A 24748-nucleotide genomic window follows, 5' to 3' on the forward strand; every position below is an offset into this window, starting at 1 on the left:
AAGAACAGCTCCTCAAGCAAGTTGAGGAGCGTCCAGACGACACTTTACAGGAGCATGCCGACAAGCTCTTTGAATGCACTGGTTTCAAAACGTCGTATCGCACCGTTGATCGCGTCTTCCGACGGCATGGGATCACCCATAAAAAAAACGCTGGTCGCCAGCGAGCGGAATGAGGAACTGCGAACGCAGTTCCAGGGCGATATTTCCGCTGTGCTTCCGACACCGGTAGGACCACAAGACAGCGTGGAGCGACTTTGAACGCGGCAAGATGCCTTGATAGCCCTCCACCCTTGCGGGGGAGGGTTGGGAGGGGGGTAACGCAAAAGGTGTCCTAGAGCGGCAAATTTCCAATCCCCACATTTTCCAAGTTGAGAGGTGGAACGCTTCACAACCTCTCTCCCGGCTTCCCCCCTGGGTCAGGATGAGCTAAAAACCGCGACTACGACAACTCCACGCTCTTCTGTGGTCCTACCCCGACACCAGCAAAATTGGTTTTTTTGGACGAATGCGGCTTTAACACCGCGCTCACTCGTCTGTATGGCCGAGCGCCAAGTCATCAACGGGCAACAGGGCAGACTCCACGCAACTGGGGCAAAAATCAGACGCTGATTTGTGCACTCCAGGCGAGCGGTCCTTTTGCGCCTCTCGTTATTGAGGGTGCCGTAAACGGCACTATTTTCGAGTGGTACATCCGCGAAGTGTTGTGTCCAGCCCTGACCCCAGGGCAAATGGCCGTGCTCGACAATCTCTCCGCGCATCATCGGGCCAGTGTGAAGCAACTGATTGAGGAGCGTGGGTGCACGCTCCTCTTCCTGCCGCCTTATACTCATGAGTTGCATTGAGTGAATAGTCCCAATAAGCACGTCTGGAACGTGCTTTTCTGTCTTGCGTGACCAAAAAGAAAAACTCGCTCCCAGACGTACAGGAATTCTACCGCGCCCTGGAGGCCGAATTGGCCCCGACGAAATGGCGCACGTTCGAGGGCACCTTGAGCATGTTTCTCGAAGGGGGAAGTCGCAAGCAACTCCGTCAGGTCAAGACCTGCTCACCCAGCACTGTCAGCCGACTGCTCAATACAATGAACACCCAACCACTGGAAAAAGCGCGTCTGCGCTTCCAAGTGAAGGCTCTCCGTGCTGCTTATGACCGTCTGCGTGGTCAAAAACCCTGGTTGGTGATTCGGGTGGACCTGACCAGCATCGAGAAAACGGGAAAGAGCCTCCCGTACACGCGAACCTACAACGGTGTGTTCGGTCTCCATCTCGTCGTCATCCACGTCAGCATCGGAAAGCTCAGCTTTCCGATGGGCCACGCCATCTATGACCCAGCACAGGAAGAAACACCGATCCAGTTGGCCCTGAAGCTCATCCGGCGCTTTCACCCCTATCTCTGGGGAGATCTCCCTCAGTTCCTGGTGATGGATTCGGGCTTCTACAGCGCAGATGCACTGGATTTGCTGCGTTGGTGGGGGTTTGAGCACATCAGTATCGGTGGCCGGTCTAACCTCCTCTTGGCTGATGGTCGTCAACTCAAGGAGGCAGGGCGCGGCGAATGTGTTGAACTGGCCGGTTTACCGGGGGTGCCCCTCTATGTGTCCTGGGTAGACCTGCCGCGTAACGACAAGATGAAGCGTTTCTACGTGCTGGACACGCAACCGGGAACGGCGCGAACACTGACCAGACGCCACAAAAGACGGTGGCTCATCGAGTCTTTCTTCAAATCGGCCAAGCATGACTTTGGACTAAAGGAAACCCGTCTCCGAACGGAGACGGGCATCGACAATTGGATCTTTCTCGTGTGGCTTAGCATTTCTCTGGCCCTCTACCAGCAATTCAGGGCAGGGATGACAGGGGGGCAATGCCCGGCCTGGTGCCTGACCCTGAGTGAAGCGGGGGAAGAAGTCCGCCTCGTCCTCATGCCGCACGTCGTCCGCCGCACGCTCCTTGCGGCCCTTTACCGCCTGGATGCTGCTGAACTGACGTTGCTGTCGGCAAAAACTGGGCAGGCTGCATAAATGCAACTCATGAGTTATACGGATTCCGATTAATTCCTGTACAAGGGCCACCAGTGGAAAAGGGTGTGTCGGGTGAGGAGGTCAGGCTGAGTTTCCAGCCAAGCGCACTGTTCGCCGAGTGTTGTTTGAAGGTCATCCAGGCTTTCGAAACATTGGTTTGCTAGCGTTGCATCGGTCAGTTTCCAGAGCCGTTCAACGGGTTGCAACTCGGGAGAATAGGGCGGCAGAGTCACCGTTTGTATGCCTACTGGATGTCCCTGCAGTGCAGGGACATGAAAGCCGCCGCCGTCCTCAACGACCAGGACATGATGTTCTGGCCCTGCACCGACACTCTGAGCAAAAGCAGCCATCACCGCCTGATACGCGTCCTTGTTGAGCACTGGAACTAGTGGATGACCAAGGGCATGATTGAGGCTATTCGACTTGCTTGTAGTGACGCGCCATTTTGCCTCTTGCTGCCTGGGTCGTGAATTCCCAATTCACTTTGACTGCCCTGGCGTTTCTGTGCCGCTCCCAGGCGGCAACTTCCGTCTCAAGTGCTTCTTTCGCCGCTATACGGCGATCCAGACACTGACGTTGCAGAGCGGCCCATTCCATCTCGGCCATATTCAGCCAGGACGCGTGTTTTGGCGTATAGATCCACTCGAACCGCTTTCTCAAGCGGTTCGCTTCTTCTGCGGGCAATGTGTCGTAGAGCGCTGCTGGTGAATGGGTCGAAAGCTGGTCCTGGATCAGCCGGATTTTCTTCGCCTCTGGGTAGCGTCGATCCAATGCTTGCAAACGAGCTGCGTATTCCTGTGACGTTCGCCGCTCAGTCACCGTCACACTGCGCTGCCCCGTCAGCGGCTCAAATTCGATAAAGAGATTAACTGTCCCACAGCGCTTGTACTCGTGATCGACCCGTGCCGGGTATCCCGGCACGGGTGGGAGCGGCTCACGAACATGATCGAGAAGCTGGACAGATTTTTCATCGAGGCAGACCACTGGATATTCAGGGTCATAGGGCAAAGCGTACGTATCCAGCACTTCCTCCATACGCCAGACAAAGTCTGCCCCTACTTTGGAGACGCACCAGCTCTCGACCTGCCAGGGTTTGAGTGCGTTTTTTTAAGCGTTTTTCGGACGGTCTCATCAGAAATACTGTCTACGACGCCTAAAGCGACAAGACGATCAGCGAGAAGCTGCATCGTCCACTTCGCGTACCCCTCTGGCGCATCCGAGCAGGTTTCTGCGATCAGGATCGCCGTGGCTTTCGGATCAAGTTTTGGGGGCTGCTTGGGGCGCGGTTTTTCGTAAAGAGCAGCAGCTACCCCGTCAGTCGCATATTTTCTGCGGATTTGACCGATCATTCCTTTGCTGACGGCCAGCCGTTCAGCGATCACCTTGTCATGCAGCTGTTCATCTGCCAGGAGAAGGACACGTGCGCGAGTCATGACTCGCGCACTGATCATTCCCTTCTTCGTCATATCGATGAGCTTCTGACGCTCAGCTTCAGGAAGGTTGACGACGAATCGCTTTTGGCGTCCCATGCAGCATTATAAGCCTTCTCATGCCCTTGGTCATCCACTAGGTAGAACCGACTTTCTCCAGACTCGGGGTTCACAAAGGCGTAAATGTAGAGCCATTCATATCGAGGATGCACAGTCGCCGTCAAAGGCTGGCCTATGGGTGCCCAAACGGGGCGAAGAATGGGCTTGAGGCCCAGACGGTGTTCGTCCAGTGCCCATAACGACACCTTGGGATGGAGCAGCTCCGCCATGCGGAGCTGCTCCATCAGGACTTTGTTTTGGACGCTTCCTTGGCCACCGGGTCGCCTTTCTTATGTCGTGGGCGTGGCTTTTGAGGACTAAAGCCTGCTTGACGCATTCGTTCGTACCCGCGCCCCAGATAGATTTCTTTGCCGAGCACCTCCTTGACCCATGATTGCGCCCTGTTGCCATCCCAAACGACGCCCTGGTCAAAATCTTGCTGAAGGGCAGCAGCAAATTGCTGCTGTTCCTCAGCGGTGAGGACAGGTGGCGCTCCCTGGTTCTCGTGGCGCGCATCTTTGAGGCCACTGAGTCCTAGGCGGTTGTAGCGCTCGATGATTTGACGTGCGCCGCTCACTGAATAGCGCGTAAGTTCCAGCGTTTCCGTCTCGCTCTTGCCTTCCGCGAGGAAGGCAAAGAACTGGGCGCGTCGCCGTTCTACCGCACAGGTACTGACCTTGTAGATAGCCCAGAAATCTTCAGCTTCGTGCTTGAACGCCACCGTTTTATAGAACTTTTTCAAGGCTTCAGTCTACACAATTTAATCGGAATACGTATCAGCCGCAGCGGAAGGGAATCGGAATCGGCCCGCAGCAGCACATCCCCTGCACCTGGGTACGGGTGCCGAAGGCGAGGGGAGAGCCGGAACGCAGCGCCACATGCGCCGTCCGGCAAGCGGCAAAGCGGGCGGCGACGTGCGGCTGACCGGCCCGCAACCCGTCTTCACGGATGATGCGGGCGATAGCCGCCGAGCAGCTTTCGCCCCCGTGAAGCGCGGCGTGGGCGCAGCGAAACCCCTTGCGCGGCGAGAGCCAGCGCTGGTAGAAGCGGATGCCTTGCAGGGCCAGTCGGTCAATTGTGGACATAACTCAGGCTAGAGCAGTTCTCCGAATTACGTGATGCGCGGAACGGCACCCCGCATCACTCCATTCTCCGTCCTGCTCAGTGTTTTGCACTCGCTCCGCTCGCCAAAAAGACGTTGCGTCTTTTTGTCAAATGCTCTAAAGCGTTGGCAGCGCGAACGGGCCAGAAAAAATGGCCCCGTCTTGACCGGAGCCAGAGAAAAAAGCAGCCCCCGGTGTGGGAGCTGCTGGGGCCGGGGAAGCGGCTTACTGCGAGGTGGTGACTTTGGTCGCGTCGATGGCGTCGCCGTTGATGGCGCCCTCGACGGCGATGTTGGCGCCTTCACGGTCAGCGCCGAAGAACTCGTCGGCGGTGGTGGCGATGCCAGCAAACTCGGTGCTGTCGGAGATGTTTACGGTGTAGTTCTTGTCGTTCTCGTTCAGGCCGAAGGTGCGGGCGGTGCCGTCGAAGTTCATCACGGTGCCTTCCAGACCGTTCCCGGCCGCCATATCCATTTCCTCGCCCACATCGGCCTGGTCGTCGTTGGCCATGGTGCTGTCGGTCGAGGTGTCGGTGCTCTCGGTGGTGGTTTCGGTGGTCGTGGTTTCCGTGGTGGTCTCGGTGGTGACCGGCTCAGTCGCGGTGGTGTCGGTGGACGTCGTGGTGGTCGTGGTTTCGGTCTTGGGAGCGCAGGAAGCCAGCAGGCCCGCGGTCAGCAGAAGCATCAGAACATTTTTCATACCCCGAATCATGGGAGCGCGGCAGGTTTCAAACGTGAGCCGATTTCCAAACCCTTTTAATCATCGGCCCCCCCCCAGGGCGCGGCACGGCGCAGGGGCTTCGGGGCCAGGGCAGGCGTCCCCAGCCAGGAACCCTCAGCGCAAGACGAGGTCCCCGTCTGCCGCGTCTACCGTCACTGCGCCGCCCCCTTGCAGGCGTCCGAACAGCAGTTCGTCGGCCAGCGGGCGCCCGAGCCGTTCCTCGATGACGCGGGCCAGCGGGCGGGCGCCGAGCAGGGGGTCGTACCCGAGTTCGGCGAGCCGGGCACGGGCGGCGGGGGTCACGGTGAGGGTGACGCCCTTTTCGGTCAGCTGCTCCCCGAGCTGACGCAGGAACTTGTCCACCACGCTCTGCATCACCTCGCGCGAGAGCGGCGCGAAGTGGATGACCGCGTCAAGGCGGTTGCGGAACTCGGGGGTAAAGGTCCGCCGGACGGCCTCGGCCTGCTCTCCGCTGCGGCCCTGACGCGAGAAGCCCAGCGCGGGGCGGCTGGCGTCCTCGGCCCCGGCGTTGGTGGTGAAGGTCAGGAGCAGGCCGCGCCCGTCCACCTTTTTGCCCGCGTGGTCGGTCAGGGTGCCGTGGTCCATCAGTTGCAGGAAGATGTTGTACACGTCCGGGTGCGCCTTCTCGATTTCGTCGAGCAGCAGCACCGCGTGGGGGTGCCTCGCCACCGCGTCGGTCAGCAGGCCGCCCTGGTCGAAGCCCACGTATCCGGGAGGCGCCCCGATCAGGCGGGCGACCGCGTGCGGCTCCTGATACTCGGACATGTCGAAGCGAATCAGTTCGACCCCCAACCGCTCGGCCAGGGCGCGGGCGAGTTCGGTCTTGCCCACCCCGGTCGGTCCGGCGAACAGAAAGGCCCCCTGCGGCCTGCGGGGGTCACGCAGTCCGGCGCGGGCGAGCTTGACCGCCGAGGACACGGCCTTCACTGCCGGTTCCTGCCCGTACACGCGGCGGTTGAGATCGGCTTCCAGCGTGGCGAGGCTCTGCACTTCCTCGGCCTTCACCGCCCCCACCGGCACGCGGGCCATGCGGGCGACGGTACTTTCGATGTCGGCCACGCCGATTTCGCCGCCTTTGCCGCTGCTGGAGCGGGCCGCCCCCGCTTCGTCCAGCACGTCAATCGCCTTGTCGGGCAGGAAGCGGTCACGCAGGTGCCGGGCCGAGAGGCGCACGGCGGCTTCTAGCGCGTCCGGGGCATAGGTCACGCCGTGATGCGCGGCGTAGCGGGGGGCCAGGCCCTGCAAAATCTGCACCGCGTCGGTTTCGCTGGGTTCGGGCACGTCCACCGTCTGAAAGCGCCGCCACAGCGCCCGGTCCTTTTCGAGCTGCCGCAGTTCGGCGGGGGTGGTGGCCCCCAGCACCCGCAGCCCCCCCCGCGCCAGCGCCGGTTTGAGCAGGTTCGCGGCGTCCACGCTGCCGCCCTCGGTGGCCCCGGCGCCGACGATGGTGTGCAGCTCGTCGATGAACAGCACGGCGTTTTTGCCCGCCAGTGCCGCCAGTACCGCCTTGAGCCGCGCCTCGAAGTCGCCCCGGTAGCGCGTGCCCGCGAGCAGGGCGCCGAGGTCGAGCGCGTACACGTCGGCCCCCTTCAGGAAGGCGGGCACCTGACCGCCCACCACCCGCTGCGCCAGCCCCTCGGCCAGCGCGGTCTTGCCCACGCCGGGTTCGCCCACCAGCACCGGGTTGTTCTTGCCGCGCCGGGCGAGGATGTGGACGACCCGTTCGAGTTCGGACGCCCGGCCGATCACCGGGTCGAAGGCGCCCTGCCGCGCCTGCTCGGTGAGGTTCTGGGCGTAGGCGTCCAGCGGGTTTTCCTCGGTGGCCTCGCCTTCCGCCGCCGCTTCGCCGTCCACCCCGGCCACGCGGCGCTCGCGGGTCTTGCCCGGCACCTTCGCCACCCCGTGCGAGAGGTAGTTCAGCAGGTCGAGCCGGGTCACGCCCTGACGCTCCAGCGCGGCGCGGGCGGGCGAGTCGTCCTCGTCGAGCAGTTCGGCCAGCACCCGCACTCCGGTGGCCTGTTCGTGGCCCTTGCCGCTCGCGTGCAGCTGAAGCACCGCGCCCTGCACGACCCGGTGCACGCCCAGGGTGAAATCGGGGTCGGGGTCGTCGAGGATGTCGAGGTCGGCCAGCGCCTCGGTCAGGGCCTCGCGCAGGGCGTCCAGGTCGGCCCCCAGCGCGGTCAGGGCCTCTTTGGTGTCGGGGTCGTCGAGCAGCGCGAGCAGCAGGTGCTCCTGGGTCACGTACTCGTGCCCCGCCGCCTGCGCGAGGTCGGCGGCGTGCTGGATGGACACTTGCAGGGGGTCGGAAATCACGGGCAACTCCTCGGAATCTTCGGAAACGGGGGCGGGCGCCGGGGCAGCCGCTCTCCTCGCCTGCCCCGGGGAACGGTCATTATGAACCGCTCCGGTGGCCCGCGCCGCCTAGAGCATTTGACAAAAAGACGCAACGTCTTTTTGGCGAGCGGACTGGGACAGCTCGCAGAGAGCGAGTGCAAAACACTGAGCAGGGCGGACTTGCAAAGCTCCGCAGGAGAGAATGGAGTGATGCGGGGCGCTGTTCCGCGCATCACGTAATTCGGAGAACTGCTCTAGCGTCTCTGGCCCCCGGCGTCCCAGTTGTCCTGCCACCACTTCACCGTGTCGTGGATGGTCTGGCGCAGTGGACGCGGCTTGAATCCCAGTTCCTGCCGGGCTTTGCTCCAGTCCACGCGGTAGGTGGCCTGCATGGTTTCCAGGGCGTAGGGGGTCAGCACCGGACGCACGCCCCGGCGCTGGCTGTCGCGCAGGGTGACCTGGGCCAGTTTGCGTGACACGGACAGCGGCAGGGTCAGCATCCGGCTGCGGCCATGCACCCGGTTCATCACTTCCCGCGCCATGCCGCCCATTTCAATCCAGTCGTTGCTCAGCAGGTAGACCTCGCCGCGCCTGCCCTTTTCCAGCGCCAGCCGCAGCCCCTCGGCCACGTCGCGCACGTCCACGAAGTCGTAGCCGCCCGGCAGCATCACGGTAAAGGGCCGGGCCACCCAGTTGCGGATGCTGGTGCCCACCTCGCTGCGTTTGAAATCGAAGGGGCCGAACACCCCGCTGGGCGCGACCACCACCATCCGGGTCGCGGCGGCCTTGGTGCGCTCGTAGGCCGAAGCCGCGTTCAGGGCCAGTGGCGCCGACTCGTCCAGGGACCGCCCGGACGCGAGGAAAGCGTGGACACTGCCCACGTACAGCAGCCGCCGCACCCCCGCCGCGCGGCAGGCGTCGAGAATGTTGCGGGTGCCGCCGACGTTGACGTGCTCCACCCGCTTACCCTGCGCGTCCCCGATGCTGACCAGCGAGGCCAGATGCACGACCTGCGTCACGCCCCCAAAGGCGGCAGGCAGCATCTCTGGCCGGGTGATGTCGGCCTCCACGATGTCCACGTCCAGCCCGGCGAGCGGCGAGCGGTCCTCTCCGGGTAAAATCATGGCACGAATGCCCTGTTCGCCCTGCTCCCCGCGTTCCAGCAGATGCCGGATAAAAACGTTGCCCAGATGTCCAGCCGCACCCGTGACCAGTAACATGCCCGCAGTTTAAGCGGGCGAGGTCAAAGTTCCTCGAAATATTCAAGGTCCACCCGGCGAATCTGATACGTCTCGCGGGTCAGCACGCCCACCCCGTACTCAATCATCAGCCTGGACAGTGCGTGACCGTCGAGCAAAATGATGTTGCCGATTTGTCCAGCAGTCGCCCGGGCACCCTCGCTGAAGGTGGACGTGGTGATAAACACGCCCTTGGCGGCCTTGTGATAGGTCAGACTTCCCGAAAAGGTGCGGATTTCCGGGCTGTGGACCGTGTTCTGCCAGCGTTTGGCCTGCAAGTAGATGCGGTCCAGGCCCAGCGGATCCTGCTTAATCAGCCCGTCAATTCCGTTGTCGCCGCTGCGTCCCAGAGCTTGCCCGGCGTCGCGCACGCTGCCGCCGTAGCCCATCGCCACCAGCACTTCGACCACCAGCCGCTCGAACTGTGCGGGCGACAGCGCACTGACCTGAGTGAGCAGTTCCTCGGCCAGACTGGTATTGAGTTCGGCGTAAAGGGCGTCTATCTGCTCAGCGGGCGCCAAGCCGACAGACAACTCGGCGGAAAGCGCCCCGGGCGTAGGTTCCGCCTGGGCAGGCGTACGGTTTCTCCGGATAAATTCGGCATAGGCCGGAACGGTCTGCAATTCACGCATCCCGATATGCTGTGGATAACGCCTCAAAAAGTCTCGGCCCAACTCCGTGATTTGTAAAACGCCCCGGGCCGGTGTCGTGAGCAGCCCTGCCCGGTCAAGGTGAAACTTGGCCCAGAGAATACGGTTGTGATATTTGGCCTGCTTGCCACTCGGAAGCAGTTCTTCGAGGTCCTCCGGAGTCAGGGCGAAAAATGCGGCCAAGCGTTGGTAAAGCTCCGAAAGGCGGTGAGGGTTGCCGTCGTCTATCTTCTCCAGAATCGGGCGCATAAACGCTTGAAAGTCGGGAACCGCCACTATCCTTCCCCTTCCGGTTCGGCCACCACCCGCAGCGGGTGGCCTTCCTGCCGGGCGTGCGCGGTGACCTGCGCGACCTTCGTTTCGGCCACGTCACGGGTGTAGACGCCCGCCACGCCCTGCCCCTTGTGGTGCACGGCGAGCATGATGAGCTGCGCCTCCTGCTCGGCCTTGCGGAAATACCGTTCCAGCACCATGACCACGAAGTCCATCGGGGTGTAGTCGTCGTTGAGCAGCAGCACGCGCCACAGCCGGGGCTGCCTCGTCTCGGTGCGTTCCAGGGTCTGGGTGCGGCCCTCGCCGGAGGGAACATGCGGGCGGGTCATGGCCCGAGAATAGGGCGCCCGCCCGCCTGCCAGGGTTTAGACCCGGAACTGCCCCCCTTCCTGCCAGACTTCGCCGTCGAGCGACAGCCGCCCGCCGCCGCGCAGGTCGGTGATCAGGTCCCAGTGGACGGCGCTCGCGTTCAGGCCGCCCGTTTCGGGGTAGCTCTTGCCGAGGGCGAGGTGAACGGTGCCGCCGATTTTCTCGTCGAACAGGATGTTGCCGCTCGCCCGCTGAATCCCGAAATTGGTGCCGATGCCCAGTTCGCCCAGTCGCCGGGCGCCGGGGTCGGTGTCCAGCGCGGCGAGCAGCACCTCCTGCCCCTCCTCGGCGCTGGCCTCGACCACCTGCCCGGCGCGGAAGACCAGCCGGGCGCCGCGCACCACCACGCCCTGATAGGACGCGGGCACGGTGAAGGTGACGACCCCCTCGGCGCTGTCTTCCAGTGGCCCGGTAAAGACCTCGCCGCTGGGCATGTTGCGCTTGCCGTCGCTGTTGGCCCAGGTCCGGCCCCCCACCCGCAGCGTCAGGTCGGTGCCGGGCGCCTCGATGCGCACCACGTCGGCGCGGGTCAGGCGCTCGATGAGCCGGGCCTGCGTCTGGCGCACTTCACCCCAGGCGGCCACCGGGTCGGGACGGTCCAGGAACATCGCCCGCATCACGAAGTCCTCGAACTCGGGCAGGGACATGCCCGCCTGCGCCGCCGCGTGGGGGGTGGGATACAGCGTCAGGCTCCACTTTTTCTGCGAGCGCAGCGCGGCGAGGCCCGCGCGGGCGGCCAGCAGCCGGGCGGTGCGGGCCGCGTCGGTGGGCCGGGCGGCGTCCGGCGTCAGAATCCGCAGTGAGCCGTCCATGCCGCGCATGTCGTCGAGGTCGGCCTGCGGCACCTCGTCGAGAATCGCGTCTGCGCCCAGGGCGGCAAAGTCCTCGTCCTGTCCGGGGTAGCTCAGGCGCACGGCGGGACGCGCCCCAGCCCGCAGCAGGGCGCGGCTGGTCGCGGCGACCAGCGGCTCGGCGGCGGTGCTGGCGGCGACCAGCAGACGCTCGCCCGGCTGCGCGGACAGGCAGTAGTGGGCGAGCAGTTCGGCGTGGCGTTCGGGGTCGTAGGCGAGCAGCGAGGTCATGGGCCGAGGGTAAGGCATCCGGCCCCGTCCAGACCGCTCACGGCCCGGCGGCGCGAGCGTCGGGTATCTTCGCCGGATGAGTGCGCCCGCTCCCCAGTTTCCGCAGACCGCGACCCTGACCATCTCCTGTGCCGACCGCCCAGGCATCGTGGCCGCCGTCTCGCAGTTTTTGCACGGCCAGGGCGCCAACATCGTCCACAGCGACCAGCACAGCACCGACCCCTCGGGCGGGCGATTTTTCATGCGCATGGAGTTTTTTCTCGGCGGCCTGGAGCAGAGCCGGGAAGCGTTCGAGCGGGCCTTCGGGGAGACGGTGGCGCGGGACTTCGGCATGGAGTGGCACCTGAACCTCACGTCCAGACCCAAGAAGATGGCGGTGCTGGTGAGCCGGTACGACCACTGCCTGCTGGACCTGCTGTGGCGCAAGCGCCGGGGCGAACTGAATGTCGAGATTCCGCTGATTCTCTCCAACCACGAGGAATTGCGCCGCGACGCCGAGATGTTCGGGATTCCCTTTCACGTCATTCCCGTGACGAAGGACAATAAGGCGCAGGCCGAAGCCGAGCAGGTCCGGCTGCTGCGCGAGGCGGGGGCCGACTTCGCGGTGCTGGCCCGCTACATGCAGATTCTGAGCGGCGACTTTCTGCGCGGGTTCGGGCGCCCGGTCATCAACATCCACCACTCGTTCCTGCCCGCTTTCGTGGGGGCCAACCCCTACCGCGCGGCGTTCAACCGGGGCGTGAAACTCATCGGCGCGACCAGCCACTACGTGACCGAGGAACTCGACGCCGGGCCGATCATCGCGCAGGACGTCGTGCCCGTCACCCACCGCGAAACGCCCGACACCCTGATGCGGCTGGGGCGCGACGTGGAGCGGCAGGTGCTGGCCCGCGCGGTGAAGGCGCACGTCGAAGACCGCGTGCTGGTGGACGGCAACAAGACCGTGGTGTTCTGACCCGGCCCTGACCCGTTTGCTGCCCGGCCCCCAGTGCGCTTTTGGGCGCCGCCGTAGACTGACGCCATGAAACGGGGGCGCGGAGGAGAAGCGGCATGAAGTGGTGGGGCTGGGCGCTGATCGCCTGCACCGGGCTGCTGCTGGCGCTGATTCTGTCGGGGTCGCCGCGCAATTTGGGCGAACTCGGCCTGAGCGAGTTCACGCAGGCCGTGCGCGAGCAGCGGGTCAAGACCGCCGACATCGCGTTTCAGGGCGGCACCGCCCTCGTGTCGGGCAGGCTGACGAACGGGCAGCCCTACCGCGCCCGTACCCTGCCTGCCGACCCGGTGCTCAAGCTCGGCACCCTGGAAGCGCGGGGCGTCACCGTCACCTACGTCGCGCCGCCGCGCGTCAGCGTTCTGGGCGCCCTGAGCATGTTGCTCACGCTGGCCCTGATCGGCGGATTGATCGTCCTGCTGATTCGCAGCCGCAACGGGGCAAACGGCGACGCGGCGGGCACCTTCGCCAAGTCGAAGGCGGCGGTCGTCAGCGAAGGCCAGATCAAGCTCAACTTCACCGATGTCGCGGGCTGCGACGAGGCCAAGCAGGACCTGCAGGAAGTCGTCGACTTCCTGCGCCAGCCCGACAAATACCACCTCCTCGGCGCCCGCATCCCCCACGGCGTCCTCCTCGTCGGTCCCCCCGGCTCCGGCAAGACCCTCCTCGCCAAAGCCGTCGCCGGTGAAGCCCGAGTCCCCTACTTCTCCATCTCCGGCTCCGACTTCGTGGAAATGTTCGTCGGCGTCGGCGCCGCCCGCGTCCGTGACCTGTTCGAGCAGGCGAGGAAAGCCTCGCCCTGCATCGTGTTCATCGACGAAATCGACGCCGTGGGCCGCAAACGCGGCATGAACCTGCAAGGCGGCAACGACGAGCGCGAACAGACGCTCAACCAGCTGCTCGTAGAAATGGACGGCTTCGGCAGCGGGCAGGACGTGATTGTCCTCGCGGCCACCAACCGCCCCGACGTGCTGGACGCAGCGCTGCTGCGTCCCGGCAGATTCGACAGACAGGTGGTGGTGGACGCCCCCGACGTGCGGGGGCGCGAACAGATTCTGCGCATTCACGCCCGCAAGAAACCGCTCGACGTGTCGGTGGACCTGGGCGTGATTGCCCGAAGGACCGCCGGGATGGTGGGGGCCGACCTGGAAAACCTGCTGAACGAGGCCGCACTCCTGGCGGCGCGGGAAGGCCGCAGCCGGATTACGGGGCGGGACGTGGACGAGGCGCGGGACCGGGTGCTGATGGGACCAGAGCGGCGCTCGCTGGTGGTGCGCGAAGCCGACCGCAAGGTGACCGCCTACCACGAGGTCGGGCACGCGCTGGCCGCGCAGCTGCTCCCCCACGCCGACAAGGTGCACAAGCTGACGGTCGTGCCGCGTGGCCGCAGCCTCGGCTCGGCGCTGTATACGCCCGAAGACCGGATGCACCACACCCGCGCCGCGTTGCTCGACCGCATCTGTGTGGCACTGGCGGGGCACGCCGCCGAGGACGTGGCCTGCGGCGAAGTGACGACGGGCGCCCAGAACGACTTTCAGCAGGCGACTGGTCTCGCCCGGCGCATGGTCACCGAATGGGGCATGAGCGAGGTCGGGCAACTGGCGCTGGCCCAGGAAAGCGGCAATTATCTGGGCTTCGGGCCACAGCCGACGTCCTACAGCGACCACACCGCCGAGCAGATCGACGCGGCGGTGGCCGACATCCTCAATGGCCAGTACGCCCGCGCCCACGCGCTGCTCAGCGAGCATGCCCACGTCCTGCACCGTCTGACCGACGAACTCGTCGCCCGCGAAAGCCTGAGCGGAGAGGAGTTGCGAACCGTCCTCGCGGGCGGCACGTTGCCCGACCTGCCCGGCGCGGCGCGGCCAGAAGCGCCCGTTCCCCAGGGAGGCACCCTGCATCCGGAAGGGGCCTGAACGGGAGAGAGGGGAGGAAGCCTGAATGTCGCTTCCTCCCCTCTCTCCTGTCCGTCTCTCCTGGCCGGTTTACGAAGCCGGTGCCTGCTGCGACTCTTCCTCGTGAACGGCGGCGCCGCCCGCGCTTTTCAGTTTGCGGCTTTCGAGGTCGGCGTGCTGGGTGAGGTACCGCAGCCAGCCCTTGGCGGTCAGCGGCCCCAGGCCGTTGTGCTCGACCACGAAGTCGTCGTCCGGCGGGCTGAGGTGCAATTGCCGCGCGAGGTCCACCGTGCGCGCACGGGTCTGCGAGAGCAGCACCTGCAACTGCCGCAGCGTGGCGCCCTCGGCGGGCCGGTAGCCCCGGTACTCGTCGCGCACGAACTCGCGCTGACCGAGCGCGACCTGAAGGCGGCTCTGGCCCCAGCGCTCGATGCCGATGATGTGGGCCAGCACCTCACGGTTTTCCGGGGTGTCGGCGGCCCGCTCCGCCCGCCCGGTCAGGAAGGTGCCGCCGCGCTCCAGCCCCTGCCCCAGGTCGGTGAAGCTGGAGCGGCCCGCCGGTTTTTCCAGCACGTTGGCGACCACGAACTCCTTGATTTCACCCTTGCGCTTGCGGGCCAGCATCGCCGCCCCCGCCGCCGCGCCGACGGTCGCCACCGTGACGAGGACAGCGGCACCCACACCAGAAGATTTACGGTTCGTCATGATGGAAATTCTAGGACGCGGCGCAGTGAGCGACCTGAACGTGGCCTGAACATTCACCCGCAGGAGACAGAGCGGTTGCAATACTTTGAGGACTGACAGGCGGTTGAGTAGTCTGACCTCATGACAAAAATTCTTTGGCGGACCACGCTTGTCCTAGCTTTAGCTGGCGGGATGGTCGGGGCACAAACATGGCAGGGGAGCAATGGCACCTATGCGCTATCAGGCTGCTATCAAACGAAAGACGGCGTGCGCTGTGATTTTGTTTATTCGGTCAGAAGTGATTCCGGTTTGACTTGGGTGCCTTCTTCTTTTGAAACGGTTACACCTGATGGCGGCAATCTCAAAGCCTCTGCCATCAGCGTTGGTGGCAAGCCTTTTGAGCGATATGGGGCTTCCGTAAATGCTTACAGAGGTGTTCCAGTAAAGCTGAGTGTCCTCTTTGACCTGCCCAAAACGCAAAACACCTTCCGTGTTCTCACTATTTCTGGGGAAAGAGTAGACAACGTCCCTATTCGCAGCACTACTGGCGCCCAAGTTGCCTCAGCTCCTACAACCGCCGCCAACCTCAACATTGCAGGAAACTGGACAGCCACGCTGACGAATTGCAAGCAGTCCGCCGCCAACACAGTGGTCTGCACCGCGACCCTTCGCAAATAATCCAATCTCAAAGAAAAAAGTGGGCGGGCCGGACGGACAAACGCCCACTTCCTGACTATTCAACCTTCCCCGGCCACCACTTCTTCGTCCGGAGTGCGGGTCTGGTTGGGCGTCGGGTCGGGAAAATCGGGGTTCGCCTTGCGGTCGGGCGTGCGTTCCCAGCGGGCGGCGTCTACGCCGTAGGCCCCCTGCGGCGGGCGCTGCTTGAAGCGGGTGACTTTGGCCGGAAGGCCCATCGCGATGCCGTGCGGTGGAATGTCGCTGCGCAGCAGGGCGTGGGTCGCCAGCAGCGCGTCGTCGCTCACCACGCTGCCCGCGAGCACGGTGGAGTGGTAGGTGATGCGCGCGCCCCGGCCGATCACGGTCTTGCGCAGGGTCACGTCGGGGCCGTCGAGCACCGAGTGGGTGTGGCTGTAGATGTTGACGTAGTCGCTGACCGAGGCGCCGTCGTGCAGTTCGATGCCGCCGATGTCGTCGAGCAGGACGTGCCGATGCACCACCACGTCGTCCCCGACTTCCATGTTGTAGCCCACCGAGAACTCCACGTTCTGCCAGCATTTGAAGTTCTTGCCGACCTTCCTAAAGATGTACCCCGCCAGGACGCGCCGCAGCGGAATGCCCGTCACGGGGTTTTGGCCGAACGGCGTGAGGTCGAGGTTTTTCCACAGCCACAGCAGCGGCTTGACGCGGGCGAACTTCTCCTGGTCGGTCGCCATGTAGTACTCGGCCTCGAAGGTGACGTTGCGGGCGTCACAGTTCAGCGCGGCAATCGGCATCTGCGCGAGCAACTCGGCATACTCGCGTCCGTACATCACCTGGGCCAGCACCTCGCGGCACAGCACGTAGCGGTCGGTCTGCGGGTCGGCCAGTCGCCGTTCGAGTTCGGCCAGAAAGCGGTCGAACACGTCCTGCGCGTCGGAAGCGATAGCAATGGGCACCAGCCAGGTCATGGGGGTACTTTAACTCTTAAAGCAATAGGCCGGTCGGGGTTGTCAAGAGGGGTTAAACTCCGCCCATGAACAGACCGTCGGCATTGGTCTGGGCCGCTTCCCTGCCCCGCCTTCCGGTTGAACGGGGGGGTCTATGAACGCCACGAGCGCACCCCGTCCACGCTGGCCCGCTGGCTGGTGGAGCAGGTGCAGGCGCTGGACTTCGGCACGCTGGCGACTGGGGATTACGTGGGGCGCCCCGAACACAGGGCGCCCCCTGAGAGTGCCTGCGGCTAACGCTGGGCGGCAAGGGCAGCCCGCTCACTTGCGGCGAGCTTTTCCAGGGCCGCCCCCCCCCAGTCATGATGGTAGGGCGGCGTCCACCGGGCATCTCGACCCGGCATGGGGCGCTGGGCTTCAATCAGGGCGCGGGCCTGCTCCATCGGCAAGGGCAGCGGCTCCACCGTCCACCCCCAGGCGGGGCGCTTCCCGACCTCGTGAATGTAGCTGAGCAGCTCGCGCACCTCGTCGGCGTGTCCGATGCACAGCGCGGCCCACCTCCCCGGCTGCCCGCTGACGGGGGCGAACACGGTGGACGCCCACACGGGCAGGCGGGGGGAGCGGTCTGTTCTCTTGCCCGCACTGGAATGCGGAAGCTGCACGATGCCGAGCAGGGCCAGGGGCAGGGGCGTCACCCAGACATCGTTCGCCCCACCGCTCCAGTACCGTTCAGAGGAGCGCAGCGCCGCCACGCTGAGCGCCGCGTCCAGGTTCAGGTCGCCCGAGTCCGGCTCGCCGTCCACGCCGACGCTGACCATGAGGGGCGTTTTAGGCAAGGCGTCCCACGCCCGCCACACTCCTTGAGGGCGCTCCTCGAATGGTGTCCCGCTGGGCGCGACGGGCAAAGGGTGAATCTTCGGGGCGCCGTGGTCGTCGAGGAAGTCAAGGACGGGCGAGAGGGTTGGGACAAAATCGCTCATGGCAGGCTCCTTCAAACTTTCAGGCCGACGGCGGGCAGGGGTGGGACAGGACGGGCGGGAGCAGGGCGGGCCGGGGCGCTGGGGAGCAGGATGCCCGCGAGAACGAGGCCGACGAGAAAGAGAAGTGGTGCAGACATGGTGTGTCTCCTGGGAGCGGGGCGCGGTCAGTTGAGGGCGAGAGAAGGTCGTATGCATAACAGGACGCAGGCGGGCAACTGAATGACATGAGTGTAGACCGGCAAAATCTGGATCTGGGCGTGTTCGACCTGCCCGTGACCGTGCAGCCCTGACCATCCGGGGGCCGCTATCCTGACCGCATGACCGCGCGCGTTCCCGGCCCCGCCGACACCCCCGATATTCTCGTCATCGTGGGGGGCAGCATGGCCGCCGTCAAAGCGCCCACCGCCCTGCGCCGGATGCGGGAGGGGGGCGCAGACACCGCCGTCATCGCCACCCGCGCCGCGCAACAGTTCATCACGCCGCTGAGCCTCGCCACTGCCGGAAACTGTGAGGTCGCCACCGACGAAACGTGGTTCGCGCCGCAGCCCCGCGCCCAGCACCTCGCGCTTGCCCGCGCCCGTGTGGTGGTCGTGCTGGGGGCCTCGGCGGAACTGCTGGCCGAAGCTGCCGGGGGCCATGCCGCCACCCTCGCCGCCGCCACGCTGCTGAGCGTAGGGGGGAAAGTGCTGTGGGTGCCCGCCATGAACGAGCGGATGTGGCTGCACCCCGCCGTGCAGGCCAACGTGGAGCGGCTGCGCGGCTGGGGGCACCTGTTTCTGGGACCGGAAACGGGCGCCTTCGGCACGCCGGGCGAGGGGTCGGGCACGGGCCGCATGAGCGAGCCGGAACAGATTGCGGCGCGGGCGCTGGAGCTGCTCAGGGGCGAGGACACGCCGCAGGACCTCGCCGGGCTGAAGGTGGTCGTCTCGGCGGGGCCGACCCGCGAGTATCTGGACCCGGTGCGCTTCATCTCCAACCCCAGCAGCGGCAAGATGGGCTTCGCGGTGGCCGAGGAAGCGCGTGCGCGGGGGGCCGACGTGGTGCTCGTGACAGGGCCGGTGAACCTGAAAGACCCGGCGGGCGTGCAGACCGTCCGCATCGAAACGGCGCTGGAGATGCAGGCGCAAATCATGCAGGCCGCGCAGGGCGCCGACATGGTGGTGATGACCGCCGCGATTGCCGACTACCGCGCCGCCGCGCCCAAGACCGAGAAGGAGGCCAAGACGCCGGGCGACGTGACCATTCATCTCACGCCCAACCCCGACATTCTGGCCGGGCTGGGGGCCGAGCAGCCAGCCCACCCGCGCCGCGTGCTGGTCGGCTTTGCGATGGAAACGCACGCCGGAGTCGAGCGGGCGGCGCTCAAGGCCCGGCGCAAGAACGCCGACTTCATCCTGCTCAACTACCCCACCCGCGAGGGCACCGCGTTCGGCGGCGACGACAATCAGGTGACGCTGGTCCGCGCCGACGGCTCGCATCAGGACTGGCCGCGCGTCAGCAAACGCGAGGTGGCGCGGCGGCTGCTGGACGAGGCGCTGCAGGTCAGAGGACGCCGCTCCTCCAGCGCAGGAAAATAAACGGAGCTTCAGTCGGCATGGACCTGATGCCCGCCGTCGACAAGTCACCCCCCACCGAAAGCCATCTGCCTTCGGACCTCTGCCATCTGCCCTAGAGCAGTTCTCCGAATTACGTGATGCGCGGAACGGCACCCCGCATCACTCCATTCTCCGCCCTGCTCAGTGTTTTGCACTCGCTCCGCTCGCCAAAAAGACGTTGCGTCTTTTTGTCAAATGCTCTAAAGCTGCGGCAACGCCGCCTCCACCACCGTGCCGTGCCCCGGTGCCGACAGGATGCGGTAGCTGCCGCCCCGTGCCTCAAGGCGTTCTTGCATCTGCACCAGGCCCAGGCCCCCGGCGCTGCTCACGCGGCCCGTGATGGCCTCGGGGTCGAAGCCCACGCCGTCGTCCTGTACGCGCAGCTTCACCCGCTCGCCGCCGTGGAGCGAGACTGTGACCTCACGGGCGCGGGCGTGCTTGGCGACGTTGTTGAGGCTCTCCTGCAAAATCCGGAACACCACCGCCTCGTCGCCGGGCGACAGGTGAATGTCGCCGGTTACGTCCAGGGAAGTGCGCACACTGTTCTGCTCGCCGAAGTCGGCCACGTAGCGCCGCACCGTTTCGAGCAGCCCGTAGCGCTCGAGGTCCACCGGGCGCAGCGCGAAAATCGAGCGCCGCACCTCCCGAATCTGTTCGCGCAGCAGGGCAGACGCTTCCTTCACGTCGTCCTCGGACTTTTCGGGGTCGGTGCGGAGCTTGCGGGCCACGAGGTCAAGCTTGATGGCGGCGAAGGCGAGCGACTGCGCCACCCCGTCGTGAATCTCGCGGGCGATGCGGGCGCGCTCGTCGCTGATGGCGAGTTCTTCCGAGTAGAGGTAGGCGCGGGCGTTGCGCACCGCCAGCGTCGCCTGCCCCGCCATGAACGCCAGCAGCGGCACCCGGGCGCCCTCGAAGGCGTCGGCGCGGGCGTCCCCGAGCACCAGCACCCCCACCGGCCCCTGGTCGTCGCGCATCGGCAGGCCGAGGACGCTGGCGGCGTGAGCAAAGACCCCGGCGGCCTCGTCGCCCTCGGCCTGAAGCGGCGTGCCCGAGTGCGCCACCCGCAGCGCGAAGGCGGGCGCGGGGCTGCCCCCCACCTCCTCGCGGCCCGAAAAGTCCTGGGCGTATTCGAGGCGCAGCACGCCGTCCTGGTCGAACAGGTACGCGGCGCGGGCGTCGGCCCGCAGACGTTCGGCCATGTTGCGGGTCACGCGGGAGAGCAAGCGGCGCATGTTGCGCTCGGCGCGAATGGACTGGTCCACGCTGAACAGCGTCATCAGGTCCAGCGTGCGCTGCCGGGCGGCCTCGACTCCGTTGGCGATTTCCCCGGCCAGGGCTTCGACCAGCGCCACGGTGGGCGGCGTGGGGGGCGCCTGGAAATGCAGCGTCATGGCGCCGCCGCCAGGAATCAGCACCTTGAGCGGGTGCAGGTCGGCGCTGGGGCCGGACAGCAGCGTTTCGCCCCGCGCCGTCGCGCTCAGGCCGCCGGGCACACTGAGGGTCGCGTGCGTGGCGCCGGTCACGCGCACCGCGCCCCGCGCCGCCACCTCCACCACCGCCGCGAGGTCGGGGGCGTCGGCGAGGTCGCGCATCAGTTCCTGCACCGCTCGGAGCTGACCATTGGACGTGCTGAGTTCGACGTACAGGTCGCGCAACTCGCGCTCGGCGCGTTCGCGGGCGCGGGTGCCCTGGGCGATCCATTCCACGCTGAAAAAGGTCACGGCGGGGCCGACCAGCCCGTAAAACAGCAGGTGTGCCACCAGTTCGGCGTCCCGGGTGGGAAGCTGCGCGATCAGGAGTTCGACCACCACCACCACCAGCACGATCAGCGGCGGCAGCACGTTGCGCACCAGCCGCACCCGGTCCGACAGCCGCACGCTCTGAAGCGCCATTTTGCCCTCCAGCACGGGTTCCGGCGGCGTGGGCGGAGGAGCGGCGGGCGGCGTGGCGGAAGTCGGACTCATCGCCCCCAGCATAGGCCGGGGGGTGGGAAGGCATCCCGCTCCGGGGAAGGACTCGGGAGGCGCCTGGAAATCGAGGTCGGTCCCTTCTCGACGCCCAGACGCCTCGGCCCTTACTCAGCCCAATCCAGTTCTACGTATTTCCCGCAGGGAGTGGGCAAAGCAGACACCCCAAAGCGCGTAGCACAGCCGTAGCACAGAGGGGCCAAAAAACGGCATCCGTAGGGAGGGGTAAAAAAGAAAAACCCCCTCACAGGGAGGGAGTTTCTTTGCTGGTCGAGGCGGCGAGATTTGAACTCACGACCCCTACCACCCCAAGGTAGTGCGCTACCAGGCTGCGCTACGCCTCGTCACACCAGCGGGGAGAATCATAGGGGGTGGCGCACCTTTCGTCAAGGGGCAGGGGTCCAGGCACGAAGGGGTCGCCGCACGTTCTGCCGGCCCCCGGTATGCTGCGGCCTATGACTTCAACCCTGAGTTTCGACCAGAAGCTGCACAACTATGCCCGCCTCGCCGTGCGCGTGGGCCTCGGCGTCAAGCCCGGCCAGCGCGTGCTGGTGCAGTCGCCGGTGGACGCCGCGCCGCTCGCCCGCCTGATCGTGCGTGAGGCCTACGCGGCGGGCGCCGGCTTCGTGGACGTGCGCTGGGACGATGACGACGTGCAGCTCGCCCGCTTCGAACTCGCCCCCGAAGGCACCTTCGAGGAAATCAGCAAGTGGCGGGTGGACGCCGAGCTCGAAACGGCGAACGCGGGCGGCGCCGTGATCGCCATTCGCGCCACCGACCCCAACCTGCTGGCGAAGGTGGACCCTGAGCGCGTAGCGACCTGGCAGCGGGCGCTGGCGACCTACCGCAAGCCGTACTCCCTTCAGGTGATGACCAACCGCCTGAACTGGAACCTGGTCAGCGCGCCCATTCCCGGCTGGGCCACGCTGATGTTTCCCGATTCGGGCACCGAGAAAGCTGTGGAGCAGCAGTGGGACGCCATTTTTGCTGCCGTCCGCGCCGACCAGCCCGACCCGGTGGCGCTGTGGGAGGAGCACCTCGCTAACCTCAAGCGCCGCCGCGAGGTCCTGACGCAAAAGCAGTACAGCGCCCTGCACTTCCGGGGCGGCGACACCGACCTGACGGTGGGCCTGGCCGACGACCACCTCTGGGGCGGCGGCGCGGCGGACACCCCCGGCGGCATCACGTTTACCGCCAACATTCCCACCGAGGAAGTCTGGACCGCTCCGCACCGCGAGCGGGTGGACGGCGTGGTGGTCAGCACCAAGCCGCTGTCCTACGCGGGCACGTTGATCGACGGCATCCGCATCGAGTTCAGGGACGGGCGCATCACCGCGGCGAGTGCGAAACAGGGCGAGGCGGCCCTCCTCAAGATGATCGACACCGACGAGGGCAGCCACCGCCTCGGCGAAGTGGCGCTGGTGCCGCACTCCAGCCCCATCTCGCGCTCGGGCCTGTTTTTCTACAACACCCTGTACGACGAGAACGCCGCTTCGCACATCGCCATCGGCAGCGCCTACCGCTTCAACGTGGTGGGCGGCGTGGACATGACCGCCGAGGAATTTGCCGCGAAAGGAGGCAACGACAGCCTGACCCACGTGGACTGGATGATCGGCAGTGACCAGATCGACGTGGACGGCATCACCAGGGACGGCAACCGCGAGCCGGTGATGCGGGCGGGCGAATTCGTGATTTGAGCGGAGGGCGAATGGCAGATGGTTGATGGCGGATGGCTAAGGCGCAGGGGCTATCTGCTATCAGCTCTAGAGCAGTTCTCCGAATTACGTGATGCGCGGAACGGCACCCCGCATCACTCCATTCTCCGCCCTGCTCAGTGTTTTGCACTCGCTCCGCTCGCCAAAAAGACGTTGCGTCTTTTTGTCAAATGCTCTAAAGCGCCTGCTCGATGTCGGCCTGAAGGTCGGCCACGTCTTCCACGCCCACGCTCATGCGAATGGTGCCGGGCCGGACCCCCGCCGCGAGCCGGGCCGCTTCGGGCACCCGTCCGTGGGTGGTGGTCCAGGGGTGAACGACCAGGGTGCGCACGTCGCCGAGGTTGGGGGCGATCCGCAGCACCCGCAGCCGCGAGAGAAAGCGCGACGGGTCGTCCACGTCGAAGGTCAGCACCGCGCCCGCCCCACGCGGCAGGTACTTCTGCACCAGCGGGAAGCTCGGGTGCCCGGGCAGGCCCGCGTAGCTCACGCCCCCCACGCGGGGGTGCTGCTCCAGCCAGCGGGCCAGGGCCAGCGCCGAGTCCGACTCGCGCTGAAGCCGCAGCGCCAGCGTTTCCAGCCCCTGCGCGATGAGAAAGGCGCTGTGGGGAGCCAAGGTCATCCCGAGTTGGTGCGCCCCGAACCACCGTTGCCGCCAGGCGAGGGCGTCCGGGCCGCGCTGCGCGAGCAGGCTGGGTTCGCCCCCGGCAAAAATCGGGTTGCGGCTCAGGTCGTGCCGCTTGCCCACGGTCACGCTGCCGCCCATGACGCTGCCGTGCCCCCCCGCCCACTTGGTGAGCGACTGGCTCACGATGTCGGCGCCGTGGTCCAGCGGGCGACACAGGTAGCCTGCTCCGCCGCAGGTGTTGTCGATGGCGAGCAGAGCGCCGCGCTCGTGGGCGACCCCGGCCAGCGCGGCGAGGTCGGCCACCGCGCCCGAAGGGTTGGAAATCATCTCGGCCCACACCAGCCGGGTGTTGTCCTGCATGGCGGCGCCAATCTCCTCCGGGCCACCTTCCACCAGCGTCGCCGTGATGCCCATCAGCGGCAGGATGTTGGTCAGCATGCCGGTGCTGCCCCCGAACAGGCTGGCGCTCGACACCACGTGGTCCCCGGCGCGGCACACGCTGAGCAGGGCGGTGAGGCTGGCCGCCTGCCCGCTGGCGAGTGCGACCGTGGCCGCCCCGCCTTCCAGAGCGGTGATGCGCTCCTCCAGCGCCCGGACGGTGGGGTTCTGAATCCGGGCGTAACTCAGGCCCTGATTGTGCTGAAACTCGTCCTGCGCCTGCTCCAGCGTCTCGAACTGAAAGGCCGCCGCCGCGTGGATGGGAAAGCCGATGGTCTCGCCCAGGCCCCGCGAAATGCCGGTCTGTACTGCGGCGGTGTCGTAGCTCCAGGCGGCATCGGGCGTCGAAAGCGGGTCGTTCATGTCTTCACCCTATGCCGGGCCGGAGGCGGCGAGGCCTGCCCTGCTTAACTTTCCTGTGGCCGCCGGGCACGGGTTTCAAGAGGAAACGGCCCATCGGTGAGTTGAAGGTCCGGTGCCTCGAAGATGGGGACAAGCGCCGCGAGACAAAAGAAAAAACCCCCGCACAAGCGGAGGCTTTTGCTGTGGTGTGCCCGAAGAGATTCGAACTCCTGGCCTTCTGATCCGTAGTCAGACGCTCTATCCAGCTGAGCTACGGGCACATCCTGTGGTGGTACTGCTTTGGCGGAGAGGGCGGGATTCGAACCCGCGGTACACTTTTAAGGCGTACGAGCGTTTAGCAAACGCTTGGTTTAAGCCGCTCACCCACCTCTCCAGGTTGTCATGTGCTTCTTGCGAAGCTTTGGCGAGGGGTGAGGGATTCGAACCCCCGGTAGGTTGCCCCACTACGGTTTTCAAGACCGTTGCCTTCAACCACTCGGCCAACCCCCCTGACTCGGCGGGTGCGCTCCTTGCCGTCTCAAGCGCGAGAGGAAGTATAGGGGCGACCCCGAAACT

General features: G+C 65.6%; 24 protein-coding genes, 4 tRNA genes and 1 pseudogene. 9 read left to right on the plus strand and 20 right to left on the minus strand.

What is annotated here, in order from left to right:
• Window positions 1-11: 11 nt before the first annotated feature.
• The 3 genes and pseudogenes from G6R31_RS00225 to G6R31_RS00235 all read left to right on the plus strand — a co-directional run.
• Window positions 12-302 (plus strand): annotated as a pseudogene (locus tag G6R31_RS00225) (hypothetical protein); the annotation flags it as partial.
• A gap of 195 nt (window positions 303-497) precedes the next feature.
• A complete protein-coding gene (locus tag G6R31_RS17110) occupies window positions 498-842 on the plus strand; it encodes a transposase (protein WP_164993945.1) in 345 nt (114 codons plus the stop codon).
• Between the two features lie 47 nt (window positions 843-889).
• Window positions 890-2014, plus strand: a complete 1125-nt coding sequence (locus G6R31_RS00235) for a transposase (RefSeq protein ID WP_164993946.1) — start codon at window positions 890-892, stop codon at window positions 2012-2014.
• A 29-nt stretch (window positions 2015-2043) separates the two neighbouring features.
• On the opposite strand, the gene G6R31_RS00240 is transcribed toward G6R31_RS00235, so the two are convergent.
• From G6R31_RS00240 to G6R31_RS00285, 10 genes are all read right to left on the minus strand, one after another.
• A complete protein-coding gene (locus G6R31_RS00240; protein WP_164993947.1) occupies window positions 2044-2394 on the minus strand; it encodes a transposase in 351 nt (116 codons plus the stop codon).
• 34 nt (window positions 2395-2428) lie between these two features.
• Window positions 2429-3543, minus strand: a protein-coding gene (locus G6R31_RS00245; RefSeq protein WP_164993948.1) for an IS630 family transposase whose coding sequence is annotated in 2 segments (ribosomal slippage) — window positions 2429-3117 and window positions 3117-3543 — 1116 coding nt in all. Because the reading frame shifts where the segments join, the coding sequence is not laid out codon by codon here.
• Window positions 3544-3787: 244 nt separating this feature from the next.
• Entirely contained in the window at window positions 3788-4285 is a 498-nt protein-coding gene (locus G6R31_RS00250; protein ID WP_017871879.1) for a helix-turn-helix domain-containing protein, read from the minus strand.
• Window positions 4286-4319: 34 nt separating this feature from the next.
• Entirely contained in the window at window positions 4320-4628 is a 309-nt protein-coding gene (yidD, locus tag G6R31_RS00255; RefSeq protein WP_017871880.1) for a membrane protein insertion efficiency factor YidD, read from the minus strand.
• A 243-nt stretch (window positions 4629-4871) separates the two neighbouring features.
• Entirely contained in the window at window positions 4872-5330 is a 459-nt protein-coding gene (locus tag G6R31_RS00260; protein ID WP_225983314.1) for a hypothetical protein, read from the minus strand.
• Between the two features lie 150 nt (window positions 5331-5480).
• Complete coding sequence (locus tag G6R31_RS00265; protein ID WP_025567832.1) at window positions 5481-7700, minus strand: AAA family ATPase; 2220 nt, start codon at window positions 7698-7700, stop codon at window positions 5481-5483.
• A gap of 275 nt (window positions 7701-7975) precedes the next feature.
• Window positions 7976-8941, minus strand: coding sequence for an NAD-dependent epimerase/dehydratase family protein (locus tag G6R31_RS00270; RefSeq protein ID WP_017871882.1), 966 nt, complete (start codon window positions 8939-8941; stop codon window positions 7976-7978).
• Window positions 8942-8964: 23 nt separating this feature from the next.
• Window positions 8965-9885 carry a restriction endonuclease gene (locus G6R31_RS00275; RefSeq protein WP_017871883.1) on the minus strand — a complete coding sequence of 307 codons (921 nt, stop codon included), beginning with the start codon at window positions 9883-9885 and terminating at the stop codon, window positions 8965-8967.
• Window positions 9885-10211 (minus strand): ATP-dependent Clp protease adapter ClpS, encoded by a 327-nt coding sequence (gene clpS, locus G6R31_RS00280; RefSeq protein ID WP_017871884.1) that lies wholly within the window; start codon window positions 10209-10211, stop codon window positions 9885-9887. Before clpS ends, G6R31_RS00275 begins: the two co-directional genes overlap by 1 nt.
• A gap of 36 nt (window positions 10212-10247) precedes the next feature.
• The gene (locus G6R31_RS00285; RefSeq protein WP_017871885.1) at window positions 10248-11333 is read right to left on the minus strand and encodes an aminopeptidase; all 1086 of its coding nucleotides are present in this window, start codon (window positions 11331-11333) and stop codon (window positions 10248-10250) included.
• 76 nt (window positions 11334-11409) lie between these two features.
• Here G6R31_RS00285 and purU point away from each other — a divergent pair, with 76 nt between their 5' ends.
• Both purU and ftsH read left to right on the plus strand, forming a co-directional pair.
• Window positions 11410-12288, plus strand: coding sequence for a formyltetrahydrofolate deformylase (purU, locus tag G6R31_RS00290; protein ID WP_017871886.1), 879 nt, complete (start codon window positions 11410-11412; stop codon window positions 12286-12288).
• 95 nt (window positions 12289-12383) lie between these two features.
• Window positions 12384-14240 carry an ATP-dependent zinc metalloprotease FtsH gene (gene ftsH / locus G6R31_RS00295; protein WP_164993949.1) on the plus strand — a complete coding sequence of 619 codons (1857 nt, stop codon included), beginning with the start codon at window positions 12384-12386 and terminating at the stop codon, window positions 14238-14240.
• Between the two features lie 69 nt (window positions 14241-14309).
• Here ftsH and G6R31_RS00300 read toward each other — a convergent pair whose 3' ends face one another.
• A complete protein-coding gene (locus G6R31_RS00300; protein WP_025567125.1) occupies window positions 14310-14924 on the minus strand; it encodes a DinB family protein in 615 nt (204 codons plus the stop codon).
• Between the two features lie 120 nt (window positions 14925-15044).
• Here G6R31_RS00300 and G6R31_RS00305 point away from each other — a divergent pair, with 120 nt between their 5' ends.
• A complete protein-coding gene (locus tag G6R31_RS00305; RefSeq protein WP_152423678.1) occupies window positions 15045-15581 on the plus strand; it encodes a hypothetical protein in 537 nt (178 codons plus the stop codon).
• A 59-nt stretch (window positions 15582-15640) separates the two neighbouring features.
• On the opposite strand, the gene G6R31_RS00310 is transcribed toward G6R31_RS00305, so the two are convergent.
• Window positions 15641-16531, minus strand: a complete 891-nt coding sequence (locus tag G6R31_RS00310; RefSeq protein WP_017870924.1) for an acyltransferase — start codon at window positions 16529-16531, stop codon at window positions 15641-15643.
• 117 nt (window positions 16532-16648) lie between these two features.
• On the opposite strand from G6R31_RS00310, the gene G6R31_RS00315 reads away from it, so the two are divergent.
• The gene (locus tag G6R31_RS00315) at window positions 16649-16807 is read left to right on the plus strand and encodes a hypothetical protein (protein ID WP_017870925.1); all 159 of its coding nucleotides are present in this window, start codon (window positions 16649-16651) and stop codon (window positions 16805-16807) included.
• Here G6R31_RS00315 and G6R31_RS00320 read toward each other — a convergent pair.
• Window positions 16804-17490 carry a hypothetical protein gene (locus tag G6R31_RS00320; RefSeq protein WP_017870926.1) on the minus strand — a complete coding sequence of 229 codons (687 nt, stop codon included), beginning with the start codon at window positions 17488-17490 and terminating at the stop codon, window positions 16804-16806. The genes G6R31_RS00315 and G6R31_RS00320 overlap by 4 nt on opposite strands.
• 11 nt (window positions 17491-17501) lie before the next feature.
• Window positions 17502-17627, minus strand: a complete 126-nt coding sequence (locus G6R31_RS17000) for a hypothetical protein (RefSeq protein ID WP_264149119.1) — start codon at window positions 17625-17627, stop codon at window positions 17502-17504.
• Window positions 17628-17807: 180 nt separating this feature from the next.
• On the opposite strand from G6R31_RS17000, the gene coaBC reads away from it, so the two are divergent.
• Complete coding sequence (gene coaBC / locus G6R31_RS00325) at window positions 17808-19067, plus strand: bifunctional phosphopantothenoylcysteine decarboxylase/phosphopantothenate--cysteine ligase CoaBC (protein ID WP_017870927.1); 1260 nt, start codon at window positions 17808-17810, stop codon at window positions 19065-19067.
• Between the two features lie 218 nt (window positions 19068-19285).
• Here coaBC and G6R31_RS00330 read toward each other — a convergent pair whose 3' ends face one another.
• Window positions 19286-21049, minus strand: coding sequence for a GAF domain-containing sensor histidine kinase (locus tag G6R31_RS00330; protein WP_225983315.1), 1764 nt, complete (start codon window positions 21047-21049; stop codon window positions 19286-19288).
• A gap of 270 nt (window positions 21050-21319) precedes the next feature.
• Window positions 21320-21396 (minus strand) — tRNA-Pro (locus tag G6R31_RS00335).
• Between the two features lie 99 nt (window positions 21397-21495).
• Between G6R31_RS00335 and G6R31_RS00340 the strand changes: the two genes are divergently transcribed.
• Window positions 21496-22749 carry an aminopeptidase gene (locus G6R31_RS00340; RefSeq protein WP_025567121.1) on the plus strand — a complete coding sequence of 418 codons (1254 nt, stop codon included), beginning with the start codon at window positions 21496-21498 and terminating at the stop codon, window positions 22747-22749.
• A 193-nt stretch (window positions 22750-22942) separates the two neighbouring features.
• Here G6R31_RS00340 and G6R31_RS00345 read toward each other — a convergent pair whose 3' ends face one another.
• The 4 genes from G6R31_RS00345 to G6R31_RS00360 form a co-directional block, all read right to left on the minus strand.
• Window positions 22943-24193 (minus strand): aminotransferase class V-fold PLP-dependent enzyme, encoded by a 1251-nt coding sequence (locus G6R31_RS00345; protein ID WP_017870930.1) that lies wholly within the window; start codon window positions 24191-24193, stop codon window positions 22943-22945.
• A 183-nt stretch (window positions 24194-24376) separates the two neighbouring features.
• Window positions 24377-24453, minus strand: a tRNA-Arg gene (locus tag G6R31_RS00350).
• A gap of 20 nt (window positions 24454-24473) precedes the next feature.
• Window positions 24474-24566: transfer RNA gene (locus G6R31_RS00355), tRNA-Ser, on the minus strand.
• A gap of 28 nt (window positions 24567-24594) precedes the next feature.
• Window positions 24595-24682, minus strand: a tRNA-Ser gene (locus G6R31_RS00360).
• Window positions 24683-24748 lie beyond the last annotated feature (66 nt).

This window comes from Deinococcus wulumuqiensis R12 (assembly GCF_011067105.1).
In the GTDB taxonomy this organism is placed as follows: Bacteria; Deinococcota; Deinococci; order Deinococcales; family Deinococcaceae; genus Deinococcus; species Deinococcus wulumuqiensis.